Genomic DNA, 20,560 nt, shown 5'->3' on the forward strand with positions numbered 1-20,560 from the left:
ATGGAGATCGCCCGATGATGCAAGCGCTCCCCTCCAGCCTGATCGTGATTCCCTGCCTCAACGAGGCAGCCCATATCGGTGTGCTGCTCGACCAGCTCAGCCCCGCGGCCGCGAGGCTCGGCGCCAGGATCGTCGTTGCCGATGGCGGCAGCACCGATGGTACCCCGGCCATTGTCGGCGAGCGTGCGAAGGAAGATCCCCGCATCATCCTGCTCCACAATGAAAAGCGCATCCAGAGCGCGGCGATCAATCTTGCCGTCGCCAGATTCGGCGATGGTGCCGAATATCTGATCCGCATCGATGCCCATGGCGGCTATCCCGCCGACTATTGCGACCGGCTGGTCGAGGAAGCGCTGGCCACGGGCGCCGATTCTGTCGTGGTCTCGATGCTGACCAGCGGCAGCGGCACCGTGCAGAAGGCGGCCGCGGCGGCACAGAATTCAAAGCTCGGCACCGGCGGTTCCAAGCACAGGCATCTGTCCGCCGGAGAATGGGTCGATCACGGCCATCACGCGCTGATGCGGATTTCTGCCTTCCGGGCCGTCGGCGGCTATGACGAGACGTTCAGCCATAATGAGGACGCCGAGCTCGACTACCGGCTGAGACAGGCCGGCTACAGGATCTGGATGAGCGGCAGGACGCAGATGGTCTACTATCCGCGCGCGTCGCTCAGCGGCCTCTATTTCCAGTATCTCGGCTACGGCCGCGGACGCGCCAAGAATGTCCTGAAGCACCGCGTCATCCCGAAGGTCCGGCAGATGGTGCCGCTGCTGGTGTTCCCGGTGGTGGTGCTCGCGGCCTTTTCCTTCGTGCACTGGCTGGCGGCGGTGCCGCTTTTGATCTGGGCATCCGTATGCCTCGGCTATGGCCTGTGGACGGCGGTAAGCCAGCGCAATGCCGACATCGCGCTTGCCGGCGTCTCGGCGATGGTCATGCATTTCGGCTGGTCCGTCGGTTTCTGGCTGCAGCTTCTCGGCCTTGGCAAACAGCGCGGGGTCGCGTGATGGCGGTTCCAGGCAAGAACCGCAGCATCGATATCGGCGTGTGCACGTTCCGCCGGCCGGAATTGGCCCACACGCTGCGCTCGCTCGACGCCATGGACAGGCTGGCCGGTTTCGATGTCCGTGTCATCGTCGCCGATAATGACGACACGCCGAGCGCCAGGGATCTGGTGACGACGCTGGCGCGCGAACTGACGCTGCCGATCAGCTATCACCACTGCCCGGCGCGCAACATCTCGATCGCCCGCAATGCCTGTCTTGACGCCAGCACGTCGGATTTCGTCGCCTTCATCGATGACGACGAGACGGCTTCGCCGCGTTGGCTTGCCGAGCTCGTCGCAACAGCCCAGGCAAGTCGCGCCGCCGCCGTGCTGGGCCCGGTCAAGGCGCGCTATGGGGCCGATGCGCCGGACTGGATGCGGCGTGGCGACTTCCATTCGACCTTGCCGGTCTGGGTGCGCGGCGAGATCCGCACCGGCTACACCTGCAACGTGCTGCTCGACATGGGGTCGGACAGCCTGCGCGGGCGCCGCTTCAGCCTGGCGCGTGGCCAGACCGGCGGCGAGGACACCGAATTCTTCGACCAGATGCACAAGACAGGCGGCACGATCGCGTTTTCTCCGGAGGCTTGGGTGGACGAGGTCGTGCCACGGACCAGGGCCGCGTTCGACTGGCTTGGCCGCCGCCGCTTCCGCGTCGGGCAGACGCATGGCCATCTCCTGGGGCGCAATGCGAGCGGCATTGGCCTGCTCAAACAGGTCGCCATTGCCTCGGCAAAGGCAGCCTATTGCTTCGCCGCGGCGTTTCCCTTCCTTGCCAGCCCCGTGCGGCGGAACCGCAGCGTGCTGCGCGGCATTATGCATGTCGGCGTCGTCAGCGGCCTTGTCGGCATCCGCGAGATTCGTCTCTACGGCCAGCCCTCGCCACAGGAAGGAGGCAAGCGTGCAGCCTGACGTCAGCTTCGTCCCGGACGTTTCCTTCGTCATTGCAGCCTACAACGCCGAGGCGACCCTCGACCGGGCGATCGCCAGCGCCATCGCGCAGAAGGGTGTCAGCATCGAGGTCGTCGTCGTCGACGACAAGTCGCGCGACGCCACGCTCGACGTGGCAAGGGCCTATCCGCAGGACATCGTGCGCGTCGTGGCGCTCGCGCAGAACAGGGGCCCCGGCGGCGCCAGGAACGCCGGCCTCGAGGCTGCCCGCGGCCGCTGGGTCGCGGTCCTCGATTCCGACGACGCGGTCTATCCCGGCCGCATCGCCGCCATGATCGCGCGGGCTGAAAGGGCGGGCGCGCAAATCGCCGTCGACAACCTCCAGGTCGTCCGCGAGGACGGCGTGATCGAGGATGCGATGTTCCCGACGCGCTATCTGGAGGAATTGGGCGAGATCTCGCTGGCCAGCTATATCGCCGGCAACGTCGTCTTCGAATCGAAGTTCAATCTCGGCTATCTCAAGCCGATCTTCGAGCGCCGCTTCCTGGAAGAAAACGGACTTCGCTACGACGAGGACCTGATCATCGGCGAGGATTACATTTTCCTGGCCAACGCCCTGGCCAAGGGCGGCAGGTGCGTGGTCGAGCCTGACATCGGCTATGTCTATCACATCCGCAGCGGCTCCATTTCGCGCGTGCTCGAGCCTCATCACGTCGAGGCGATGCGCAAGGCCGATGCGATTTTCGCTCAAAGCCATCAGATGGACGCGGCCGCGCAAGCGGCCTTCGCCCGGCGCAGCCGCAGCCTGCGCAAGGCGGCTTCGTTCCTGTCGATGGTCCAGCACATCAAGGCGCGGTCCCCGCTCAAGGCGATCCGGACGGCGCTCAGCGACCCGGCGGCGGTCAGCCATATGGGCATGCCGATCGCCGTGCGGTTGCGACGAGTAGCGGCACAATTTGCCGTAGGGGCGGGGAGGTGAAGATGCAGGCACATGGAGGGATTTTTCCTGGCCTGCGAATGGACTGAAGTCGATCTCCTCAGAAGGAATTTGCGATGAAGAAAATCAGGAAGGCCGTGATACCGGTGGCGGGGCTTGGAACGCGGTTCCTGCCGGCGACCAAGTCGATGCCGAAGGAAATGCTTCCCGTCGTCGACCGGCCGGTCGTGCAATACGCCGTCGATGAGGCCTTCGAGGCCGGCATCGAGCACATCGTGTTCGTGACCGGCCGCAACAAAGCGGTCATCGAGGATTATTTCGACCTGCATCCGGAATTGATCGGAACACTGGAGCAGAGCGGCAAGAAGGCGCAATTGCAGTCGTTGGAAAGCCTGCTGCCGGTGGCCGGCGCCACCAGCTTCATCCGCCAGCAATCCCCGCAAGGCCTTGGCCACGCCGTCTGGTGCGCGCGCGAGGTCATCGGCAACGAGCCCTTCGCCCTGCTTTTGCCTGATATGGTTTCGTTCGGCGGCCGCGGCTGCCTGGCCGAGGTCGCCGACCTCTATGCCGAGACCGGCGGCAACGTCATTGCGGTCGAGCGCTGTGACCCGACCGAGACCAACAAATACGGCATTGTCGGCCGAGGCGCCGACATTGGCGGCGGTTTCGAGGTGACGGCGATGGTCGAAAAGCCGGCGCCGGCCAACGCGCCGTCGAATTTCTACATCAACGGCCGCTATATCCTGCAGCCCGAGATCTTCGCCCTGCTCGGCAACCAGCAGCGCGGCGCCGGCAACGAGATCCAGCTGACCGACGCCATGGTCCGCCTGGCGCAGGAGCAGTCCTTCTTTGCCCAGCCTTTCAAGGGTCGCATGTTCGACTGCGGCTCGAAGGAGGGCTTCATCCAGGCCAACATCGCCTTCGCCTTGGCGCGCGATGACATGAAGGGTCCGGTTTTCGAGATGCTCCAGGAGTTCGTCCGGTCGCATGAACGACAGGAAGAAGCCGCATAATGCCCATCTTTCGGGAGCATTGTCGGACGGCTGACGGTGCGATGCGCGGAACGCCCTGTGGCGTCCGGCATGGAATTTGCGTTGCTTTTTGGCAATGCTCCCGATCTTCGAAGTGCCTGGGAGCCAAGGCATGATCCCGGAAAGCGCAAGGCGGTTTTCGGAAAAGATCATGTTCAAACAGTGAGATAGAGCCCATCCCGATGATTGGGATGGACGGGCTCTGGAATTGGACCGAAGATGAACTATGCCAACTTTCCTCTCGACAAGAGGATGCCATTGCCGAATTCGGAAGCAGGAGACGGCGAAGACTTCATCGATGTCGAGCGGCTGCTTGGCATGGCAGCGCGGCAGGCCAAGGTGGTTGTCCTGGGCGCGGTCATTGGTCTTGTCCTGGGCCTGCTCTATCTGCAGACCACGCCGCCCAAATACCAATCGGTCTCGAGCGTGCTGATCGATGAGGGGCTGAACAAGATCGTCGATGACATTTCGGCGGCGTCGACGACCATGCAGACCGATTCGGCCATCCTGAGCCAGATCGAAATCCTGACCTCGACGCGGCTTGCCGCCGTGGTCGTCGACAAGCTGAAGCTCGACCGCAACGACGCGTTCATGAACCCGCCCCAGTCGGCGCTCGCCCAGGGCATCGGCCTGATCCGCGGCCTGATCCAGTATGTTCGCCCCAGTCCTCCCATGCCGGGCGTCGGCGACGTCACCAAGCTCGACCCCGCCACCCGCGATGCGCTGATCGCGACCTCTCGTCGCGACTACGCTATCCTCAAATTGCAGAACGAGGTGCAGGCGGAGCGCGTCGGGCGAAGCTATGTCATCGCGCTCGGCTACCAGGCGACGGACCCGGCACTGGCGACCGCGATCACCAAAGCCTATGCCGATGCCTATCTCGCCGACCAGCTCGACGCCTCCTTCGATGCCACCGAGCGCGCAGCGGTCTGGCTGCAGGGCCGGCTGACGGAACTGCGCGAAAGCTCGCAGGCGGCATCGCTCGCGGTCGAGAAATTCAGGGCCGAGCACGGCCTGTCCGCCAACAGCGACGGCCAGCTGATGAGCGCCAAGCAGCTTGCCGACCTCAACGCCCAGCTTATCGTGGCGCAGGCCGATACGGCCCGGGCCAGCGCCCGCTACCAGCAATACAAGTCCATCGTTGAAAGCGGTTCGGAGAACGCCTTCAAGGATGCCGCCATATCGAGCGACCAGCCGAGCAGCTCGGTCATCGCGGCGCTTAAGACGCGCTATCTCGCCGTCGCCAAGCGGCAGCAGGATGTCGAGGCCAATTTTGGGCCGCAGCATCCGCAGGCGGTGGCGCTCGCCAAGGAGAAGGCCGACATATCGGCGCAGATATTCGGCGAGTTGAAGCAACTGACCGAAAGCTATCGCAACGAATATGAAGTGGCGCTGGCGCGCGAGACCGCGCTCAGGGCCAATGTCGCCGCGGCGCAAGGCAAAAGCGCCATCGACAACCAGTCGCAGGTCAAGCTGCGTGAACTCGACCAGAAGGCGACGGCGCTCTCCACGCTCTACCAGACATTCCTCGGCCGCTACGAGGAAGCCGCCCAGCAGCAATCCTTCCCGGTCGGCAAGATCCGCATCATCTCGGATGCATCGACGCCGCTCAGCGCCTCCAGCCCGCGCACGGTGGTTGTGCTGGCGCTCTCGCTTGTGCTGGGCACGTTGATGGGTGCCGGGCTCGGCGGCCTGAACGAATTCAACGAGCGTTTCTTCAGGACCGGCGAGGATGTCCGCGACCGCGTCGGCCTCAAATTCCTCGGTTATCTGCCTGTCATCGGCGGCAAGACCGCCAGGGAGGAAAAGCCGGCCGACCCGGATCTCAAAACCGCCAAATCGCCGGCCGCGGCCGAAAAGCGCGCGCGCATGCGCGTCAGCGTCGATGCTCCGGCGTCGATGTTCTCCGAGACGCTGCGCAGCGCAAAGATCGCCTTCGACGTCGTCATGGAAGGGCAGGGCAGCCGCGTCATCGGCGTCATCTCGGTCCTTCCCGGCGAAGGCAAGTCGACGGTCGCGGCCAATCTGGCCGGACTGCTCGCCGCCAACGGCGCCAGGACGCTGCTGATCGACGGCGACCTGCGCAATCCGGGCTTGAGCCGCAGCCTCGGCATGGAGGCCGAGCAGGGACTGATGGAAGCGGTGGTGAGCGGCCAGACCTGGCAGTCGGTCGGCAAGATCGACCGGCAGACGAAGCTGGCGATCATTCCGGCCGTGCTGCGCGGCAATTTCTCGCATACCAGCGAGCTTCTCTCCTCGGCCGGCATGCGGCGCTTCATCGACAACGCCAAGGAGACCTTCGAATACATCGTCGTCGATCTGCCGCCGCTGGGGCCTGTGGTCGACGCCAAGGCCTTCGCGCCGCTTGTCGACGGCTTCGTGCTGGTCACCGAATGGGGCCGCACGCCGCGCGCGATGGTGAGGTCGATGCTCGAATCCGAACCCTATGTCGCCAACAAGATCGTCGGCGCGGTGCTGAACAAGGTCGATCTCAAGAAGCTCGCCAAATACGGCTCGTTCGGAGCGTCCGAAAAATTCTTCGGCCAGTACTCGAGCTATTATCTCGACAAGACCGAAGTGCGCAGCAAGACAACGGTCTGAGTTCAACCGTGGCGATTTCCGTGCCTGAGTGACGAGGCAGGTCATCGCCTATGTGGCCACGGCGGGCTACAGTGGGAGTCTAAACCCGGGCATCATCCGGCAGGCAATGTCAGCTTACGCGGCCAATAGCGGCTGGCCACCAAAAGACTGAGATGGACGACAACTATTCCGAGGATGCCTGCCAAAGCCTTCAGCGAGCCGTCCGAAAGGCGCGCATGCCGTCCGGGTTCGAGGAGCTGCATCAGCTCCAGCACAGTGGCTACGACGACAACTATAGTGACAGTTCCAGCCAAGCGGTTTGGAAAGCCGAGCCCCATCGCCACGCCGAACAGAACGTAGGCGAGGGCGCGTTCGAAATCTGGGTCACCCAGGTGGGGCCGCATCTGGATTGGCGACAGCGTCGCGAAGACAATGACGGCGAGCAAAGCAAGGGCGGCAATGCGAGAGATGAGGGTCATTGCCGTTCGTAAAGCGAACAAGCCGGCGAAACAAGTACGGGCATCTTCAAGGGTCGAATTTATAACGAGGTAGCTTCCGTACTGCTTGGCGGATTCAAGCAGCCGCGCCCGATCCAAAGACGCCATGCTAGCCCGTGACGCCCGGTTTCTTTGGCTGATTGGCGATGTCTATGAAATGACATCCGGAGCAATATCGGATTGTGCGGAATCGACGCGCTTTGAGGTTGGCGACATGGATTGGAAGCAGGTCGGCCCCAGAGCAGATCAGTCTATTTCGCTTGCCAGCGATTTCGACGGCAGGTCGGTCGTCCGCTCTGGATGGACGGCGGTGTCGATCCAAGCCCTGGTCAGTTTGAGTTCTGACCGGGTTTCGCAGACAGCGCGATCGGGTCGGTTTCGATAAGCCGAAGCGACCGCACCATGTTCGCCGTTTGCGTCTTGTACTTGAGAAAATGCGGTGTGGTCAGATGGGCTTCGTACGCCGTCTGATCGGCGTAGCATTCGATCACGCGCACCTTTTCAGGCGCACCTTTTTCCGACACGGCATGAAGGAAAAGCACGCCCGGCTCGATTCGCACGGAGGCCTCGATCTCTTCGGCAATCAGGGCCTTGTAGCTGTCGATCTGGTCAGGATCGATTTCCAGTTCGGCTATCCTGACGATCCGCATCGATTGGTCCCTAACTTTGTACAGGGCCGCGACTCACTATCCAGGCCTCGGAACCCTGCGGCTGGACAGTGCGCTCCTGCGAGGAAGGCACCGAGGTGCCCGTTGGTCAATTGGTCAACAAGATCGCGACTAGGCGGCCCTGAGCCGGTAGCGGAACACCGTGTGGTCGAGCAGCAGCCGGATGCGCGGTTCGGCTTCGGTCGCCACCAGCCAGCTTGCCGCGATCATGGTCGCGCCGACCATTGCCATCGACAGGAGATAGGGAAATCCCGCGCCGACCATCGCGCCGAGCATCGCCGCGCCGATGACGTCGTGGATCAGATAGAGCGGGTAGGTCATCAAGCCGATCCGGCGCCAGCCGCTCCAGCTGAGGTCGAGCCGCAGCGACCACGCCATTAGGGCGATGGCGACCAGGAAGACAAGGATCGGCGGCGCATAGGGCATCGCGGCACCGACCTTGATGCTGTGGACGTCGACCGAGCTGGCGATTTGCAGCACGCCCCCGCCCAGGAACAGCAGGCAGAAGGCCAGGCGCGAGGCCGTCACCGCCTTGAACCGCATCAGCCAGATGAGCACGCCGACGGCGAAAAAAGAGCCATGGTGCACCAGGACGAGCTGCAGCCAGCGTGTCTCGGCGAGGTCGGACCAGCCGAGCGGATAATAGAGGCACCAGAACAGCGTGCTGACGAGGCCGATCGCGATTGCCACCGTCTCCATCAGGTGGAAGCGGCCAAGCCGCAACAGGGTCCAGACGACAGCGTAGAAGGCGATCTCGATGCCGAGCGTCCAGTAGACGCTGTCCACCCAAGGGCCGTAGGGCGCGAAAAGGCCGGTGCGAACGAGCCTGATCACGGCATCGGTTGGCCAGCTCAGACCGGTGAGCAGCAGCACCGCCGCGGTCACCGGCGCGCAGATCCAGACCGCCGGCGCCAGCCTTTTCACCCTTGCCTCGAAAAACCGCAGCGGCGTCGAATTCTCGGCGCTGAAGGCGATGACGAAACCGCTGATGACGAAGAATATCTGCACGCCGACCCAGCCGGAGCCGACCAAGGCCATTTCGGGATGGGGCGGGATGCCGCCGGTCGCGCGCGCCGAAACCCCGTCAGGGAATGCCCATACCCAGAAGCCATAGTGATAGAACATCACCATGACGGCGGCCAGGAAACGCAATATGTCGACGCCGCCGAATGTCGCCTTGTGCTGAGCCATGCCGTGCCTTTGGAATGGCCCCCCAAGCCAAACCCTAGAGTCTGTTGTTGCATTGCACAACAAAAGATTGGCCAGATGTGACAGTTGGCGCCGACCGCTCAACAAACGGAAGGATCGGGTCTGCTGCGCCCGATCATCTAGACCCCGATGCCGCGCTCCTTCAGCACGGCCGTGATCTCGTCGAGGATGACCGGGTCGTCGATCGTCGCCGGCATGGTCCAGTCTTCCTTGTCGGCGATCTTCTGCATGGTCCCGCGCAGGATCTTTCCCGACCGCGTTTTCGGCAGCCGCTTGATCGTCACCACCGTCCTGAAGGCGGCGACCGGGCCGATGCGCTCGCGCACCAGCCCCACCACTTCGCTCTCGATAAGGCCGATCTCGCGCGAGACACCAGCGTTGAGCACGACGAAGCCGAGCGGAACCTGGCCCTTCATCGCATCCGCGATGCCGACGACGGCGCATTCCGCGACATCGGGATGCGTTGCCAGCACCTCTTCCATGGCGCCGGTCGACAGCCGGTGGCCGGCGACATTGATGATGTCGTCGGTGCGGGCCATCACGTAGAGGTAGCCGTCCTCGTCGATCATGCCGGCATCGGCCGTCTTGTAGAAGCCGGGGAACTCGTCGAGATAGGCCTGGCGGAAACGGGCGTCGGCGTTCCACAGCGTCGGCAGGCAGCCCGCCGGCAGCGGCAGCTTGACCACGACATTGCCGAGCGTGCCGCGCGGCACCTCGTGGCCGGCATCGTCGAGCACGCGGATGTCGTAGCCGGGCATCGGCACGCCGGGTGAGCCGTATTTTACCGGCAGCAGGCCAAGGCCCGCGGGGTTGATGGTCATTGGCGAGCCGGTCTCGGTCTGCCACCAATGGTCGATGACCGGCACGTTCAGTTTTTGCTCCGCCCATTTGATGGTTTCGGGATCGGCGCGCTCGCCGGCGAGGAACAGCGTTCGGAATTTCGACAGGTCGTATCTGGCGACGAATTCGCCCCTGGGATCCTGCCCCTTGATGGCGCGGAACGCCGTCGGCGCGGTGAACAGGGCGACCACGCCATGCTGCGCGATCACCCGCCAGTAGGTGCCGGCATCGGGCGTGCCGACCGGCTTGCCTTCGAACAGGATGCTGGTGCAGCCATGCAGCAGCGGCCCGTAGACGATGTAGGAATGGCCGACCACCCAGCCGACGTCGGACGCCGCCCAGAACACTTCGCCGGGCTTGACGCCGAACTCGTTTTCCATCGTCCATTCGAGCGCCACCATGTGGCCGCCATTGTCGCGAACGATGCCCTTGGGCTGGCCGGTCGTGCCTGACGTGTAGATGATGTAGAGCGGGTCGGTGGCAAGCACCGGAACGCAGTCGACATTGGCGCCGGCCGCCCGCTCGCGCGCGACCGCGTCCGCATAGTCGATGTCGTAATTGTCCCTGAGCTCGCAGCGCAATTGGTCGCGCTGCAGGATCAGGCAGGCGTCTGGCTTGTGGCGGGATATCTCGATCGCCTTGTCGAGCAGCGGCTTGTAGGCGACGACGCGGCCGGGCTCCAGGCCGCAGGAGGCCGAAATGATCACCTTCGGCCTGGCGTCGTCGATGCGGGTGGCGAGCTCATGCGAGGCAAAACCGCCGAAGACGACCGAATGCACGGCGCCGATGCGGGCGCAGGCAAGCATGGCGATGGCCGCTTCCGCCACCATCGGCATGTAGATGATGACGCGGTCGCCCTTGCCGACGCCGCGGTTCTTCAGCACCGAGGTCAGCGCCACCACTTCGCGTTTGAGCTCGGCATAGGTGAATGTCTTCACGGTGCCGGTGATGGCGCTGTCATGGATCAGCGCGATCTGGTCGGCACGCCCGCCGGCGACATGCCGGTCGAGGGCATTGTAGCAGGTGTTGCAGGTGGCGCCGGTAAACCAGCGGCCATAAACGCCGGCTTCCGCATCGAACACCTTGTCATAAGGTGTGTACCAATCGATGGCGTCGGCGGCATCCGCCCAGAACTTTTCCGGGTCGCGTTTCCAGCCGTCATAGACCTCGTGATAGCGTGAAGCCATCCATTTCCTCCCCAGGAAGATTTGCCGTCCTGGCGATAGCCTATGCTGTTTTTTCCGGCGATGTCTTCCCTCAATTCGTCTGATCCGGTCCGGTCCTGGCCACAAAGGTGCGACATCGTGGCCTCCGGGAAGAAAAGCACGGTCCGGCCCGGGCGTTCCCATGTGGCCGTGTGCACCGGCGCGTCAGCCGGTGGTCTCGTCGTCGGGCATGGTCACCGCGATCGAGCAGCCGTCTTCCGGGTCAGTCGATCCTTTTTGTGCTCACCATCACCGGCCGGATCGGCGGCGCCGGCGGCAGCAGGTCGCGAATGTCGGCGAAGGGAAACATCGGCTCGAAGCGGAAGGCTTCGGCCTGCGATCCCGGCGCGCCGTTGCACTGGCCGGCGCGAAAAAAATTCTGCGTGCGGGCGATGTCGACGAAGCGCTCCGGATCCTGCGACTGGTGCAGGCGGATCGCCTTGGCCTTGATCTCGGCCTGGGCTGATATCTCGACATAATGGGTCGGGGAGAATCCGGTGCCGCCCATCGTGTCGGCATGCAGCACCGGTACGGCGAACGACGCCGCGATGCGCACGGCGTCCGACAGCGCGCGGTGGTCGGCGTGATAGTCGTTGGACGCATGGGTAATCACCAGATCCGGTCCGGTTTCGCCAATCAGCGTCTTCAGCGCGCCGATCAGCGCGTTATCCGCCACCAGCCTGCCGTCGGGAAAGTCGAGGAAGCGCGGCGCCGCCCCGAGCAGCGCGGCCGCGGCCGTTGCCTCCTCGCGACGGACACGGGCGAGAACCGTGGGATCGCTCTTGCCGCCCCTGGCACCATCCGTGGCTATGGCAAAAGTCAGTTCTGCGCCTTGCGCCGCATAGGCCGCCATCGTACCGAACATGAATATCTCGATGTCGTCAGGATGCGCGCCGAGCGCCAGTATTTTCAACGCTTCTCTCCCCGGAAATGGAAAAACGTGACGAACGGAATCCTGCTCGCCCTGATCGCCTATGCAAGCTATTCGGGCAGCGATGCCGTTGTCAAAAGCCTGGGCGGGCAGTTCACGGTGTTCGAGATCGGTTTCTTCTCGATATTGTTCGCCGGCTGCTTTCTCTTCTTCACCCGGCCGGCGGACGAGCGTTGGCGTGATTTCTGGCGCACCAAACGGCCTTGGGCGGTGCAGGCGCGCGCCTGGGCCGGCATCGCCTCGGGCGTGCTCAGCGTCTATGCCTTCACCACCATTCCACTGGCCGAAGTCTACGCGCTCGTCTTCCTGGCGCCGCTCTGCGTCACCATCCTCTCCACGGTCGTCCTCAAGGAAAAGGTCGGGCCCTGGCGCTGGCTGGCGGTGGTCGCCGGCTTTGCCGGCGTCATGTTGGTGGTGCGACCGGGTTTTCGCGAACTCAATCTTGGGCACCTCGCCGCCTTTGGCGTGGCCTTTCTGGCAGCCGCCAGCGTCATCCTGATGCGCTCGCTGGCAAAGCAGGAAAAGCGCACGACCATGCTCGGCGTGCTGATCGGCTACGGCCTGTTGTTCAACGGCATCGGCATCGCCGCCACTTCGTTCACGCTTCCCGACGCAAGGCAGCTTGCATGGCTGATAATGGCCGGCGCCTTCACCGCATGCGGACAATTGCTGCAGCTGCTGGCCGTCAAATACGCGCCCGCCAACCGGATCGCGCCGACGCATTATTCGCAGATGGTCTGGGCGGTCATCCTCGGTGCGCTGTTCTTCCGGGAATATCCTGACTGGCTGTCGCTGGTCGGCCTCGCGGTCGTCGGTGGGTCCGGCCTGCTCACCATGGTGCGCGAGGAAGTACGGTTGGGCACGGTGCGCTGGAACCCGTTTTCGCGCACCCGGCTTTGATCTCGCGCCGGTTGCATCGCGACCACGAGCGCTGATATGCGGGCGCGATGACGACAAAAGCCTTGCCGGAGCTTCCGGTATCCGCCGTGCTGCCGGCGCTGGGCCATGCGCTCGGCTCCGGCAACGGCGCCGTGCTTGTGGCGCCGCCCGGCGCCGGCAAGACGACGCTGGTGCCGCTGGCGCTGCTCGATGCGCCATGGCTGGGCACGGGCAAGATCGTGCTGCTGGAGCCGCGACGGCTCGCCGCCCGCGCCGCCGCCCGCCGCATGGCCGAATTGCTTGATGAGGAGCCCGGCGGCACCGTCGGCTATGCCATGCGCATGGAGAACCGCACTTCGGCCCGGACAAGAATACTGGTCGTCACCGAAGGTGTGCTGGCGCGGATGATCCTTGACGATCCCGAACTGCCCGGAATCTCGGCCGTGATCTTCGACGAATTCCACGAGCGCTCGCTCGACGGCGATTTCGGCCTCGCTTTGGCGCTCGACGTGCAAGGCGCGCTGCGGCCGGACCTGCGCGTCTTGGTGATGTCGGCGACGCTGGACGGCGCCCGTGTCGCGAAGCTGTTGTCGGGCGCGCCGGTGATCGAAAGCGAAGGCCGTGCCTTTCCCGTCGACATCCGCTACGACGAACGGCCGGCCGGCATCGCAATCGAAGATGCCATGGCCAAGGCGATCCGCTCCGCTCTTGCCGACGAGAGCGGCAGCGTGCTTGCCTTCCTGCCCGGCCAGCGCGAGATCGAGCGCACCGCCGAGCGGCTTGCCGGCAAGGTCGGCGCCGACACCAATATCGTGCCGCTCTACGGCATGCTCGATGGCAAGGCGCAGGACGCGGCGATCAGGCCGGCGCCGGCGGGCCGCCGCAAGGTGGTGCTGGCTACGTCGATCGCCGAGACCTCCATCACCATCGACGGCGTGCGGGTCGTCATCGATTCCGGCCTGTCGCGGCTGCCGCGCTACGAGCCGGCCAGCGGCCTGACGCGGCTGGAGACGGTGCGCGCCAGCAAGGCCTCCGCCGACCAGCGCGCCGGCCGTGCCGGACGCACGCAGGCCGGCGTCGCCATCCGACTGTGGCGCGCCGAACAGACGGCGTCGCTTCCGGCCTTCACCCCGCCGGAAATCCTCGAGGCCGACCTTTCCGGCCTGCTGCTCGACTGCGCCGCCTTCGGTGTCGCCGATCCGACGAGCCTCGCCTTCCTCGATCCGCCGCCGGCCCCGGCGCTCAACGAGGCAAGGGCGCTGCTGCGCGCGCTTGATGCCATCGACGAGGCGGGGCGGCTGACGGAAGCGGGCGCCGCGATGCGCAAGCTCGCTCTGCCGGTGCGGCTGGCGCATATGGTCGCCGAGGCGGCCCGCGGCGGCCATGCCGGCGAGGCGGCCATGCTCGCGGTGCTGCTGACCGAGCGCGGGTTGGGCGGTGACGGCGCCGATCTCGAACGCCGGCTGATGCGCTTTCGCCAGGAAAGATCGCCGCGCGCCACCGCCGCGCGGCAACTCGCCGAACGCCTGGCGAGGCAGGCCTCTTCACCCTCCCCCTTATGGGGGTCCGAAGGACGGGCGAGACCCGTGGCTCGCCCCGGAACGTCGATCCGCGAAGCGGAGCGGGGCGGGGGGCTTTGGCGCCGCACCCCCACCCCGGCGCTACGCGCCGACCCTCCCCACAAGGGGGAGGGTGGCAGCGCTGGTCCTCTCCTCATCCATGCCTGGCCCGACCGCGTCGCCAAGGCGCGCGGCGAGCGCGGGCGTTTCGTGTTGGCCAACGGCTCCGGTGCCATGCTCGATGCTGCCGATCCGCTTGCCGGCGAGGCGTTTCTGGTTGTCGCCGACCTGCAGGGCAAGGCGCAGAATGCGCGCATCACGGCGGCGGCGGCGATCAGCGAGGACGATATTCGTTCAGCACTGGCGGACAGGATCGAAACCCGCAGGCAAACGAGCTTCGATCGCGAGCGCCGCGCCGTGCGCGTGCGCGAAACCGTACGCCTCGGCGCCATCACGCTGGCCGAGCGCATGCTGCCTCCGCCAACCGGCAATGAGGCCGACCGCGCCATGCTTGACGCCTTGCGCGAACATGGACTTTCGCTGCTGAGCTGGAGCAACGAGGCCGAGACGCTGCGCCAGCGCCTGTCCTGGCTGCATCGCGGCCTTGGGGCGCCGTGGCCCGATATGTCCGACACGGCACTTATCGATCGCCTCGACGACTGGCTGCTGCCGTTCCTGTCGGGTGCCGCATCCTTCTCGGCCATCGATCCGGGTGTCGTCCCGGCCGGGCTGACGGCGCTTGTGCCGCACGATTTGCAGCGCCGGATCGACGCGCTTGCGCCGACCCATTTCGACGTGCCGTCCGGCAGTCGCGTGCCGATCCGCTATGACGGCGAATGGCCCGTTTTGGCGGTTCGTGTCCAGGAACTGTTCGGCCTCGACCGGCACCCTGCAATCGCAGGCGGCACCGTGCCGCTGACGCTCGAACTGCTGTCGCCCGCGCACCGGCCGATCCAGACGACGCGCGACCTGCCCGGTTTCTGGCGCGGCTCCTGGGCCGATGTGCGCGCCGACATGCGCGGCCGCTACCCCAAACACGTATGGCCGGAAAATCCGCTGCTCGCCGCCGCCACCAGCCGCGCCAAGCCGCGCGGGACGTAGTTGCTTGGCGATTGGCGCAAACGCCATCGCTTCGTCATCCACCTAGCGCTCGCCGCTTCGCGGCTGTATTTCATGGCCATGATCAACGTATTGCGTTCTCCCGACTTCCAGCAGAGCCAGCGACTGCGCCTCAACACGCTGATCCGGCTGCGCTGGCTTGCCATTGTCGGCCAGAGCGTGACGGTGCTTTTCGTCGCCTACGGCCTGAAATTCCCACTGCCGGTCAGCCTGTGCTTTGCCCTGATCGCCTGTTCGGCCTGGATGAACCTGATCCTTGCCTTTCGGTTCCCGGCCGCGCACCGGCTCACGCCGTTCGCCGCCTTCGGCATCCTGATCTTTGATAGCCTCCAGCTTGCCGGCCTGCTCTACATGACCGGCGGCCTTACCAATCCGTTCTCGCTGCTGATGACGGTGCCCGTGGTCATTTCGGCGACGTCGCTGCCCTTGCGCCTGACCGCGGTGCTTGGGGGGCTGGTGATGACGACGGCGACCTTGCTGGTCTTTTTCCATTTGCCATTGCCCTGGCATGAAGGCGCGCCGCTGGCGATGCCCTTCATCTATGTTGCCGGCATGTGGATGGCGGTGCTGTCTTCGATCGCCTTCACCGCCATTTACGCCTTCCGCGTGGCCGCGGAAGCCCGCCTCCTGGCCAATGCGCTCGCCGCCACCGAACTGGTGCTCCAGCGCGAGCAGCATCTGTCGGCACTCGACGGGCTGGCCGCCGCCGCCGCGCATGAGCTGGGCACACCGCTCGCCACCATCACGCTTGTCGCCAAGGAGATGGAAAAGGCGCTCGGCAAGGACGCGAAATACGGGGAGGATGTGACGCTGCTGCGCTCCCAGAGCGAGCGGTGCCGCGAGATCCTCAAGCGCCTGACCAGCCTGTCGTCCGAGGGAGAGGCGCATTTGTCCCGCCTGCCGCTGACCTCGCTGGTCGAGGAGGTCACCGCGCCGCACCGCGACTTCGGCATTTCGATCAAGCTCAGGCCCGGCGAGCGCAGCGGCCCCGAGCCGGTCGGGCGCCGCAATCCCGGCGTCATCTACGGCCTTGGCAACCTGGTGGAGAACGCCGTCGATTTCGCCCGCGAGAGCGTCACCGTGCGCTGGAGCTGGGACGAGGCCACCGTCTCCTTCTCGATCATCGATGACGGTCCCGGCTTTCCGCCCGAGATCATCGACCGCATCGGCGAGCCCTATATGTCGACACGCCAGGGCACGGAGGCCGGCGGCGGGCTGGGGCTGGGCCTGTTCATCGCCAAGACATTGCTCGAGCGATCGGGCGCCACGCTCGACTTTCGCAATTCGAGCGGACTGGGCGAGGGCGCCATGGTGCGGATTTCATGGCCCAGAAATGTTTTCCTGAACCCGGAATCGGCGCCCGCGACGATGTTTGACACCGCGTAAATTGGACAATCGCGACGCAAAACTATATCTGCGTAAAATTAAGGCAGCAGGAATTTCAAGACGATGACAGGCGATGAAAACAGTGGCGCAATGGTTGAGGGCGAGGACACCTCGCTTCTGATCGTCGATGACGACAAACCGTTCCTGACCCGTCTGGCCCGCGCCATGGAAACCAGGGGGTTCGTGGTCGAAACGGCCGAGAGCGTCGAGGAGGCGGTCGGCAAGGCACGCGCCAATCCGCCCGCCTACGCGGTGGTCGATATGCGGCTTGGCGACGGCAACGGCCTCGACGTCGTGGCCGCCATCCGTGAGAAGCGCGAGGATTCCCGCGCGATTATCCTGACCGGCTATGGCAACATCGCCACCGCGGTGACGGCGGTGAAGCTCGGCGCCGTCGACTATCTATCGAAGCCGGCCGACGCCGACGACGTCTTTGCCGCGCTCACCCGCACGGCCGGCGAGCGCGCCGCACCCCCGGAAAATCCGATGTCGGCCGACCGCGTGCGCTGGGAGCACATCCAGCGTGTCTACGAAATGTGCGAGCGCAACGTCTCCGAGACCGCGCGCCGCCTCAACATGCATCGCCGCACCCTGCAGCGCATCCTGGCCAAGCGCGCGCCGCGCTAGGAGCGCGATGCGCTGAGCATTCCTTCGGACCGGTTTCTGCTTACGGGGAAGCATCCAATTGTCGAACTCGGCCCCGCCCCTCATTGCCCTGCCGGGCATTTCTCCCCGTATAGTGACGGGGAGAAAGAGGCTGGCCGCAACGCTGGCGCCCATTCCGCAACGCTGGCGATTGGCGAAACCGGCGATGACAGCGTCCCTCTCCCCGTCACTATACGGGGAGAGGATGCCGGCAGGCAGGTGAGGGGCGGCGCCAGCGTTTGGAAAGGCAACGGAGGGTGACATGCGGGACTTGAAACAGCGGCCGGTTTCCGTCTTGCGCGAATTTCTCGACAGCGAGGCGGCCGGCGGCATCATGCTGATGGTAGCGGCGGCATTGGCCTTGATCGTCGCCAACTCACCGCTCTCCGGAACCTATTTTGCCGTCCTCCACGCCTATCTCGGCCCGCTCAGCGTGTCGCATTGGGTCAATGACGGGCTGATGGCGGTATTCTTCCTGCTCGTCGGCCTGGAGATCAAGCGCGAGATGCTGGACGGCCAGCTCTCGACCTGGCCGCGCAGGGTGCTGCCCGGCATCGCGGCGGCCGGCGGCATGGTGGTGCCGGCGCTGGCCTATGTCGCCATCAACCGTGACAATGCGGGCGCGCTGTCCGGTTGGGCGATCCCGACCGCTACCGACATCGCCTTCGCGCTCGGCGTGCTATCGCTGCTTGGCAGCCGCGTGCCGGCCTCGCTGAAAATCTTTCTCACCGCCCTTGCCATCATCGACGATCTCGGCGCGGTGATCATCATCGCGATCTTCTACACGAGCGGTCTGTCGCTTGCCTATTTGGGCGCCGCCTTCGCGGTGATCGCCGCGCTTGTCGTGCTCAACCGCATGCGGGTGATGAGCCTCGTGCCTTACCTCGTGCTCGGTGCGATCCTGTGGGTGCTGGTGCTGAAGTCGGGTGTGCATGCCACGCTTGCCGGCGTGGCGCTGGCGCTAACCATTCCGCTCGAACGCACAGCCGGCATCGAACACGATCTCGACCATTCGCCGCTGCACCGGCTCGAGCACGGCCTGCACGCAATAGTGCCCTTCGTCGTCATCCCCATCTTCGGCTTTGCCAATGCCGGCGTTTCGCTGGCGGGCCTCAGCGTCGGCGCGCTGTTCGAGCCGCTGACACTCGGCGTTGCCGCCGGCCTCGTCGTCGGCAAGCTGGTCGGCGTGTTCGGCTCCTCCGCGCTTGCCATCCGCTTCGGTCTCGCCGACCTGCCGGCCCATGCCGGCTGGCTGCACATGATCGGCATCTCGCTGCTGTGCGGCATCGGCTTCACCATGAGCCTGTTCATCGGCCTGCTCGCCTTCGCCAGCGACACGGCGCTGCAGGACGCGGTCAAGGTCGGCATTCTCTCCGGCTCCCTGGTCGCAGCGCTGCTCGGCGCGGCCGTCCTGCTGATGGCGCCGGCGGCGAGCGGGGCGGATGAAGGCGAGGAGTAGAGGTCCACAAGCGCAGGTTCTGCGAGGCAGCCTACTCGCTCTCCCCCTCCAGCGCCGGCACGGCCACTCCGGCGAGTTCCGCCGCCAAAAGCCGCGCGGCACCGGCCCGCGCGATGCGCAGCATCAGCGCCTTGCGCGTAGCCGCCGCCATGCGGTGCTCGGGCGCCTCGCGCAAAATCTCGGCGCCATAGCCGTCGGAGAGGATGAAGCCGCATTCTTCGGGAAAAATCTCCGCCGGCACGCCGGGATGGGTGGCGAAGAAGAAGCGATCCGAGTGCAGCCGGTAGTCGGGCCATTTGCGGTCGACGCGAAAATCCTCGACCGAGGACTTGATCTCGATGATCCAGATGTCGCCCTGGCGGGTCAGCGCCACGAGGTCGGCGCGGCGGCCGGTCGCCAGGGACAGTTCGGGCAGCACATGCGCGCCCATTTCGCGGAGCAGCCGCTGCACCCCGCGCCGCACCAGCATGGCGCGTTCAGACTGGCGGCCATCGATGAGCGGGTTCAGGGGAATCGGTGAGATGATTGGCATGACGGGACCATGCCAGATTTTGTTCACGATTTGAACCCGTACCGCTCATTTGGTGGCCACCCAAATCAATGGGTGCTCGATGGCATGAGCAGGCACGGAGAACCGTATGGCCACCTTCACTTTCCGTGATGGGTGAACGTGGCGGGACGACCTACGGCGCGGGAGAAGTCCTGGCGTTTATGAGCGACCAGGCCCCGTCGTTTCGATCGTAACCGGCACGCCCTGGCGCAACGAGTTGCTGACCGTCGAAACCGCGCTGGCACGGTCAATGATCCTTTGGGGATCGGACCCGTCCAAGGTCTCGCAGGAAACCGTCATCCTTGCTGCGGTCGCCAGCAGGGGCTTGCCGTCGAGATCAAGCCTCACCGAGACGGCGATCCTGCCGAGTTTCACGCCGATCTCGTCGGCGACATAGCGAAGGTCGTTGCAGAAGCAGCCGCCAATCGCCAGCGCCAGCAGCTGGCCGCCATTGAAGCCCAGGCCCATGCCGCCGGCCTTGCCCTCGGGCCGGTCGACGACGATCGTGTGGCCGCCGGCCCAGCCCATGGCGGCTTCGGTGCCTTCGACATTGTGCAGTTCGACAGTCATCGAGGCCATCGGCATCCTCCCTCCGTAGCCGAGAGGCGTCGGGCCTCGCCGGCACGGATCTATGCGACCGTGACGGCTTTATCGCCGAGCGGCGCGGTTCCCGCAATGTCATCGATGATCGGGCAGTCCGGCCGGTCGTCGCCATGGCAGGCCTGGACGAGCTTCTGCAGGGTCGATCGCATCGACTGCAGCTCGCGCACCTTCTCCTCGATCGCCCTGACATGGGCGGTGGCGATCTCGCGCACGTCGTGGCTGGCGCGGCTGCGGTCCTGGTAAAGCGCCATCAACTGGCGGCAATCGTCGATGGAAAAGCCCAGGTTGCGGGCACGGCGCAGGAAGGTCAGCCGATGGATGTCGTCGCCCGAATAGTCGCGATAGCCGTTGCCGGCACGCGCAGGCGCGATCAGGCCGATTTCCTCATAGTAGCGGATGGTCTTGGCTGGCAGACCGGAACGCTGGGCGGCGTCGCCGACATTCATGGTTGTTCCTCGATTCCTGCTGGCCCGAGAGTCATGGCCATTGAATTTCCTTCACAATCCGGTGAAGGCTGTTGCCGAAATGC

Annotated in this window: 18 protein-coding genes; 10 read left to right on the top strand and 8 right to left on the bottom strand. The window is 65.1% G+C overall.

Features of this window, described 5'->3' with window-relative positions; all coding sequences use genetic code 11:
- Positions 1–14: 14 nt before the first annotated feature.
- The 5 genes from FJ940_RS21295 (at position 15) to FJ940_RS21315 (ending at position 6,502) form a co-directional block, all read left to right on the top strand.
- Complete coding sequence (locus FJ940_RS21295) at positions 15–1,004, top strand: glycosyltransferase family 2 protein (protein ID WP_140497165.1); 990 nt, start codon at positions 15–17, stop codon at positions 1,002–1,004.
- A complete protein-coding gene (locus FJ940_RS21300; protein ID WP_140512939.1) occupies positions 1,004–1,954 on the top strand; it encodes a glycosyltransferase in 951 nt (316 codons plus the stop codon). Before FJ940_RS21295 ends, FJ940_RS21300 begins: the two co-directional genes overlap by 1 nt.
- Positions 1,944–2,912, top strand: coding sequence for a glycosyltransferase family 2 protein (locus tag FJ940_RS21305; protein WP_140512941.1), 969 nt, complete (start codon positions 1,944–1,946; stop codon positions 2,910–2,912). The genes FJ940_RS21300 and FJ940_RS21305 overlap by 11 nt, the downstream gene beginning before the upstream one ends.
- Positions 2,913–2,986: 74 nt before the next feature.
- A complete protein-coding gene (locus FJ940_RS21310; RefSeq protein ID WP_140512943.1) occupies positions 2,987–3,883 on the top strand; it encodes a UTP--glucose-1-phosphate uridylyltransferase in 897 nt (298 codons plus the stop codon).
- A gap of 237 nt (positions 3,884–4,120) precedes the next feature.
- Positions 4,121–6,502 carry a polysaccharide biosynthesis tyrosine autokinase gene (locus FJ940_RS21315; RefSeq protein ID WP_140497157.1) on the top strand — a complete coding sequence of 794 codons (2,382 nt, stop codon included), beginning with the start codon at positions 4,121–4,123 and terminating at the stop codon, positions 6,500–6,502.
- Positions 6,503–6,594: 92 nt separating this feature from the next.
- Here the strand turns inward: FJ940_RS21315 and FJ940_RS28535 are convergent, their stop codons facing one another.
- The 5 genes from FJ940_RS28535 to FJ940_RS21340 form a co-directional block, all read right to left on the bottom strand.
- Positions 6,595–7,086 carry a hypothetical protein gene (locus tag FJ940_RS28535; protein ID WP_181171602.1) on the bottom strand — a complete coding sequence of 164 codons (492 nt, stop codon included), beginning with the start codon at positions 7,084–7,086 and terminating at the stop codon, positions 6,595–6,597.
- A 221-nt stretch (positions 7,087–7,307) separates the two neighbouring features.
- Positions 7,308–7,628, bottom strand: coding sequence for a putative quinol monooxygenase (locus FJ940_RS21325; RefSeq protein ID WP_140497155.1), 321 nt, complete (start codon positions 7,626–7,628; stop codon positions 7,308–7,310).
- A gap of 129 nt (positions 7,629–7,757) precedes the next feature.
- Positions 7,758–8,837, bottom strand: coding sequence for an acyltransferase (locus tag FJ940_RS21330; protein ID WP_140657814.1), 1,080 nt, complete (start codon positions 8,835–8,837; stop codon positions 7,758–7,760).
- Between the two features lie 137 nt (positions 8,838–8,974).
- Complete coding sequence (locus FJ940_RS21335) at positions 8,975–10,882, bottom strand: propionyl-CoA synthetase (protein WP_140657816.1); 1,908 nt, start codon at positions 10,880–10,882, stop codon at positions 8,975–8,977.
- A 241-nt stretch (positions 10,883–11,123) separates the two neighbouring features.
- On the bottom strand, positions 11,124–11,813 hold the full coding sequence (locus FJ940_RS21340; RefSeq protein WP_140580546.1) for a PIG-L deacetylase family protein: 690 nt from the start codon (positions 11,811–11,813) through the stop codon (positions 11,124–11,126).
- A gap of 27 nt (positions 11,814–11,840) precedes the next feature.
- Here FJ940_RS21340 and FJ940_RS21345 point away from each other — a divergent pair, with 27 nt between their 5' ends.
- The 5 genes from FJ940_RS21345 (at position 11,841) to nhaA (ending at position 18,878) form a co-directional block, all read left to right on the top strand.
- Complete coding sequence (locus FJ940_RS21345) at positions 11,841–12,731, top strand: DMT family transporter (RefSeq protein ID WP_140497147.1); 891 nt, start codon at positions 11,841–11,843, stop codon at positions 12,729–12,731.
- A 47-nt stretch (positions 12,732–12,778) separates the two neighbouring features.
- A complete protein-coding gene (gene hrpB / locus FJ940_RS21350) occupies positions 12,779–15,370 on the top strand; it encodes an ATP-dependent helicase HrpB (protein WP_140657818.1) in 2,592 nt (863 codons plus the stop codon).
- A gap of 72 nt (positions 15,371–15,442) precedes the next feature.
- Positions 15,443–16,774 (top strand): ActS/PrrB/RegB family redox-sensitive histidine kinase, encoded by a 1,332-nt coding sequence (locus FJ940_RS21355; RefSeq protein ID WP_140497306.1) that lies wholly within the window; start codon positions 15,443–15,445, stop codon positions 16,772–16,774.
- A gap of 63 nt (positions 16,775–16,837) precedes the next feature.
- Entirely contained in the window at positions 16,838–17,401 is a 564-nt protein-coding gene (locus tag FJ940_RS21360) for an ActR/PrrA/RegA family redox response regulator transcription factor (protein ID WP_140497143.1), read from the top strand.
- Between the two features lie 280 nt (positions 17,402–17,681).
- Complete coding sequence (gene nhaA / locus FJ940_RS21370; RefSeq protein ID WP_140497141.1) at positions 17,682–18,878, top strand: Na+/H+ antiporter NhaA; 1,197 nt, start codon at positions 17,682–17,684, stop codon at positions 18,876–18,878.
- Between the two features lie 31 nt (positions 18,879–18,909).
- Here the strand turns inward: nhaA and FJ940_RS21375 are convergent, their stop codons facing one another.
- From FJ940_RS21375 to cueR, 3 genes are all read right to left on the bottom strand, one after another.
- Positions 18,910–19,410 (bottom strand): MmcB family DNA repair protein, encoded by a 501-nt coding sequence (locus FJ940_RS21375; protein WP_140513550.1) that lies wholly within the window; start codon positions 19,408–19,410, stop codon positions 18,910–18,912.
- Positions 19,411–19,587: 177 nt separating this feature from the next.
- Positions 19,588–20,007, bottom strand: coding sequence for an OsmC family protein (locus FJ940_RS21380; protein ID WP_140512955.1), 420 nt, complete (start codon positions 20,005–20,007; stop codon positions 19,588–19,590).
- A gap of 50 nt (positions 20,008–20,057) precedes the next feature.
- Positions 20,058–20,477: a Cu(I)-responsive transcriptional regulator gene (gene cueR, locus FJ940_RS21385; protein ID WP_140497137.1), complete on the bottom strand. Its 420-nt coding sequence runs from the start codon at positions 20,475–20,477 to the stop codon at positions 20,058–20,060.
- Positions 20,478–20,560 lie beyond the last annotated feature (83 nt).

Origin of the sequence: Mesorhizobium sp. B2-3-7 (genome assembly GCF_006442695.1) — a bacterium.
GTDB lineage: Bacteria > Pseudomonadota > Alphaproteobacteria > Rhizobiales > Rhizobiaceae > Mesorhizobium.

What these genes read in the sequence shown, in the direction of transcription:
- hrpB (WP_140657818.1), top strand. Translation starts at nt 12,779, where the DNA reads ATGACGACAAAAGCCTTGCCGGAGCTTCCGGTATCCGCCGTGCTGCCG.
- FJ940_RS21310 (WP_140512943.1), top strand. Translation starts at nt 2,987, where the DNA reads ATGAAGAAAATCAGGAAGGCCGTGATACCGGTGGCGGGGCTTGGAACG.
- FJ940_RS21335 (WP_140657816.1), bottom strand. Translation starts at nt 10,882, where the DNA reads ATGGCTTCACGCTATCACGAGGTCTATGACGGCTGGAAACGCGACCCG.
- FJ940_RS21315 (WP_140497157.1), top strand. Translation starts at nt 4,121, where the DNA reads ATGAACTATGCCAACTTTCCTCTCGACAAGAGGATGCCATTGCCGAAT.
- FJ940_RS21380 (WP_140512955.1), bottom strand. Translation starts at nt 20,007, where the DNA reads ATGGCCTCGATGACTGTCGAACTGCACAATGTCGAAGGCACCGAAGCC.
- FJ940_RS21325 (WP_140497155.1), bottom strand. Translation starts at nt 7,628, where the DNA reads ATGCGGATCGTCAGGATAGCCGAACTGGAAATCGATCCTGACCAGATC.
- FJ940_RS21330 (WP_140657814.1), bottom strand. Translation starts at nt 8,837, where the DNA reads ATGGCTCAGCACAAGGCGACATTCGGCGGCGTCGACATATTGCGTTTC.
- FJ940_RS21295 (WP_140497165.1), top strand. Translation starts at nt 15, where the DNA reads ATGATGCAAGCGCTCCCCTCCAGCCTGATCGTGATTCCCTGCCTCAAC.
- FJ940_RS21360 (WP_140497143.1), top strand. Translation starts at nt 16,838, where the DNA reads ATGACAGGCGATGAAAACAGTGGCGCAATGGTTGAGGGCGAGGACACC.
- FJ940_RS21355 (WP_140497306.1), top strand. Translation starts at nt 15,443, where the DNA reads ATGGCCATGATCAACGTATTGCGTTCTCCCGACTTCCAGCAGAGCCAG.
- nhaA (WP_140497141.1), top strand. Translation starts at nt 17,682, where the DNA reads ATGCGGGACTTGAAACAGCGGCCGGTTTCCGTCTTGCGCGAATTTCTC.
- FJ940_RS28535 (WP_181171602.1), bottom strand. Translation starts at nt 7,086, where the DNA reads ATGGCGTCTTTGGATCGGGCGCGGCTGCTTGAATCCGCCAAGCAGTAC.
- cueR (WP_140497137.1), bottom strand. Translation starts at nt 20,477, where the DNA reads ATGAATGTCGGCGACGCCGCCCAGCGTTCCGGTCTGCCAGCCAAGACC.
- FJ940_RS21375 (WP_140513550.1), bottom strand. Translation starts at nt 19,410, where the DNA reads ATGCCAATCATCTCACCGATTCCCCTGAACCCGCTCATCGATGGCCGC.
- FJ940_RS21300 (WP_140512939.1), top strand. Translation starts at nt 1,004, where the DNA reads ATGGCGGTTCCAGGCAAGAACCGCAGCATCGATATCGGCGTGTGCACG.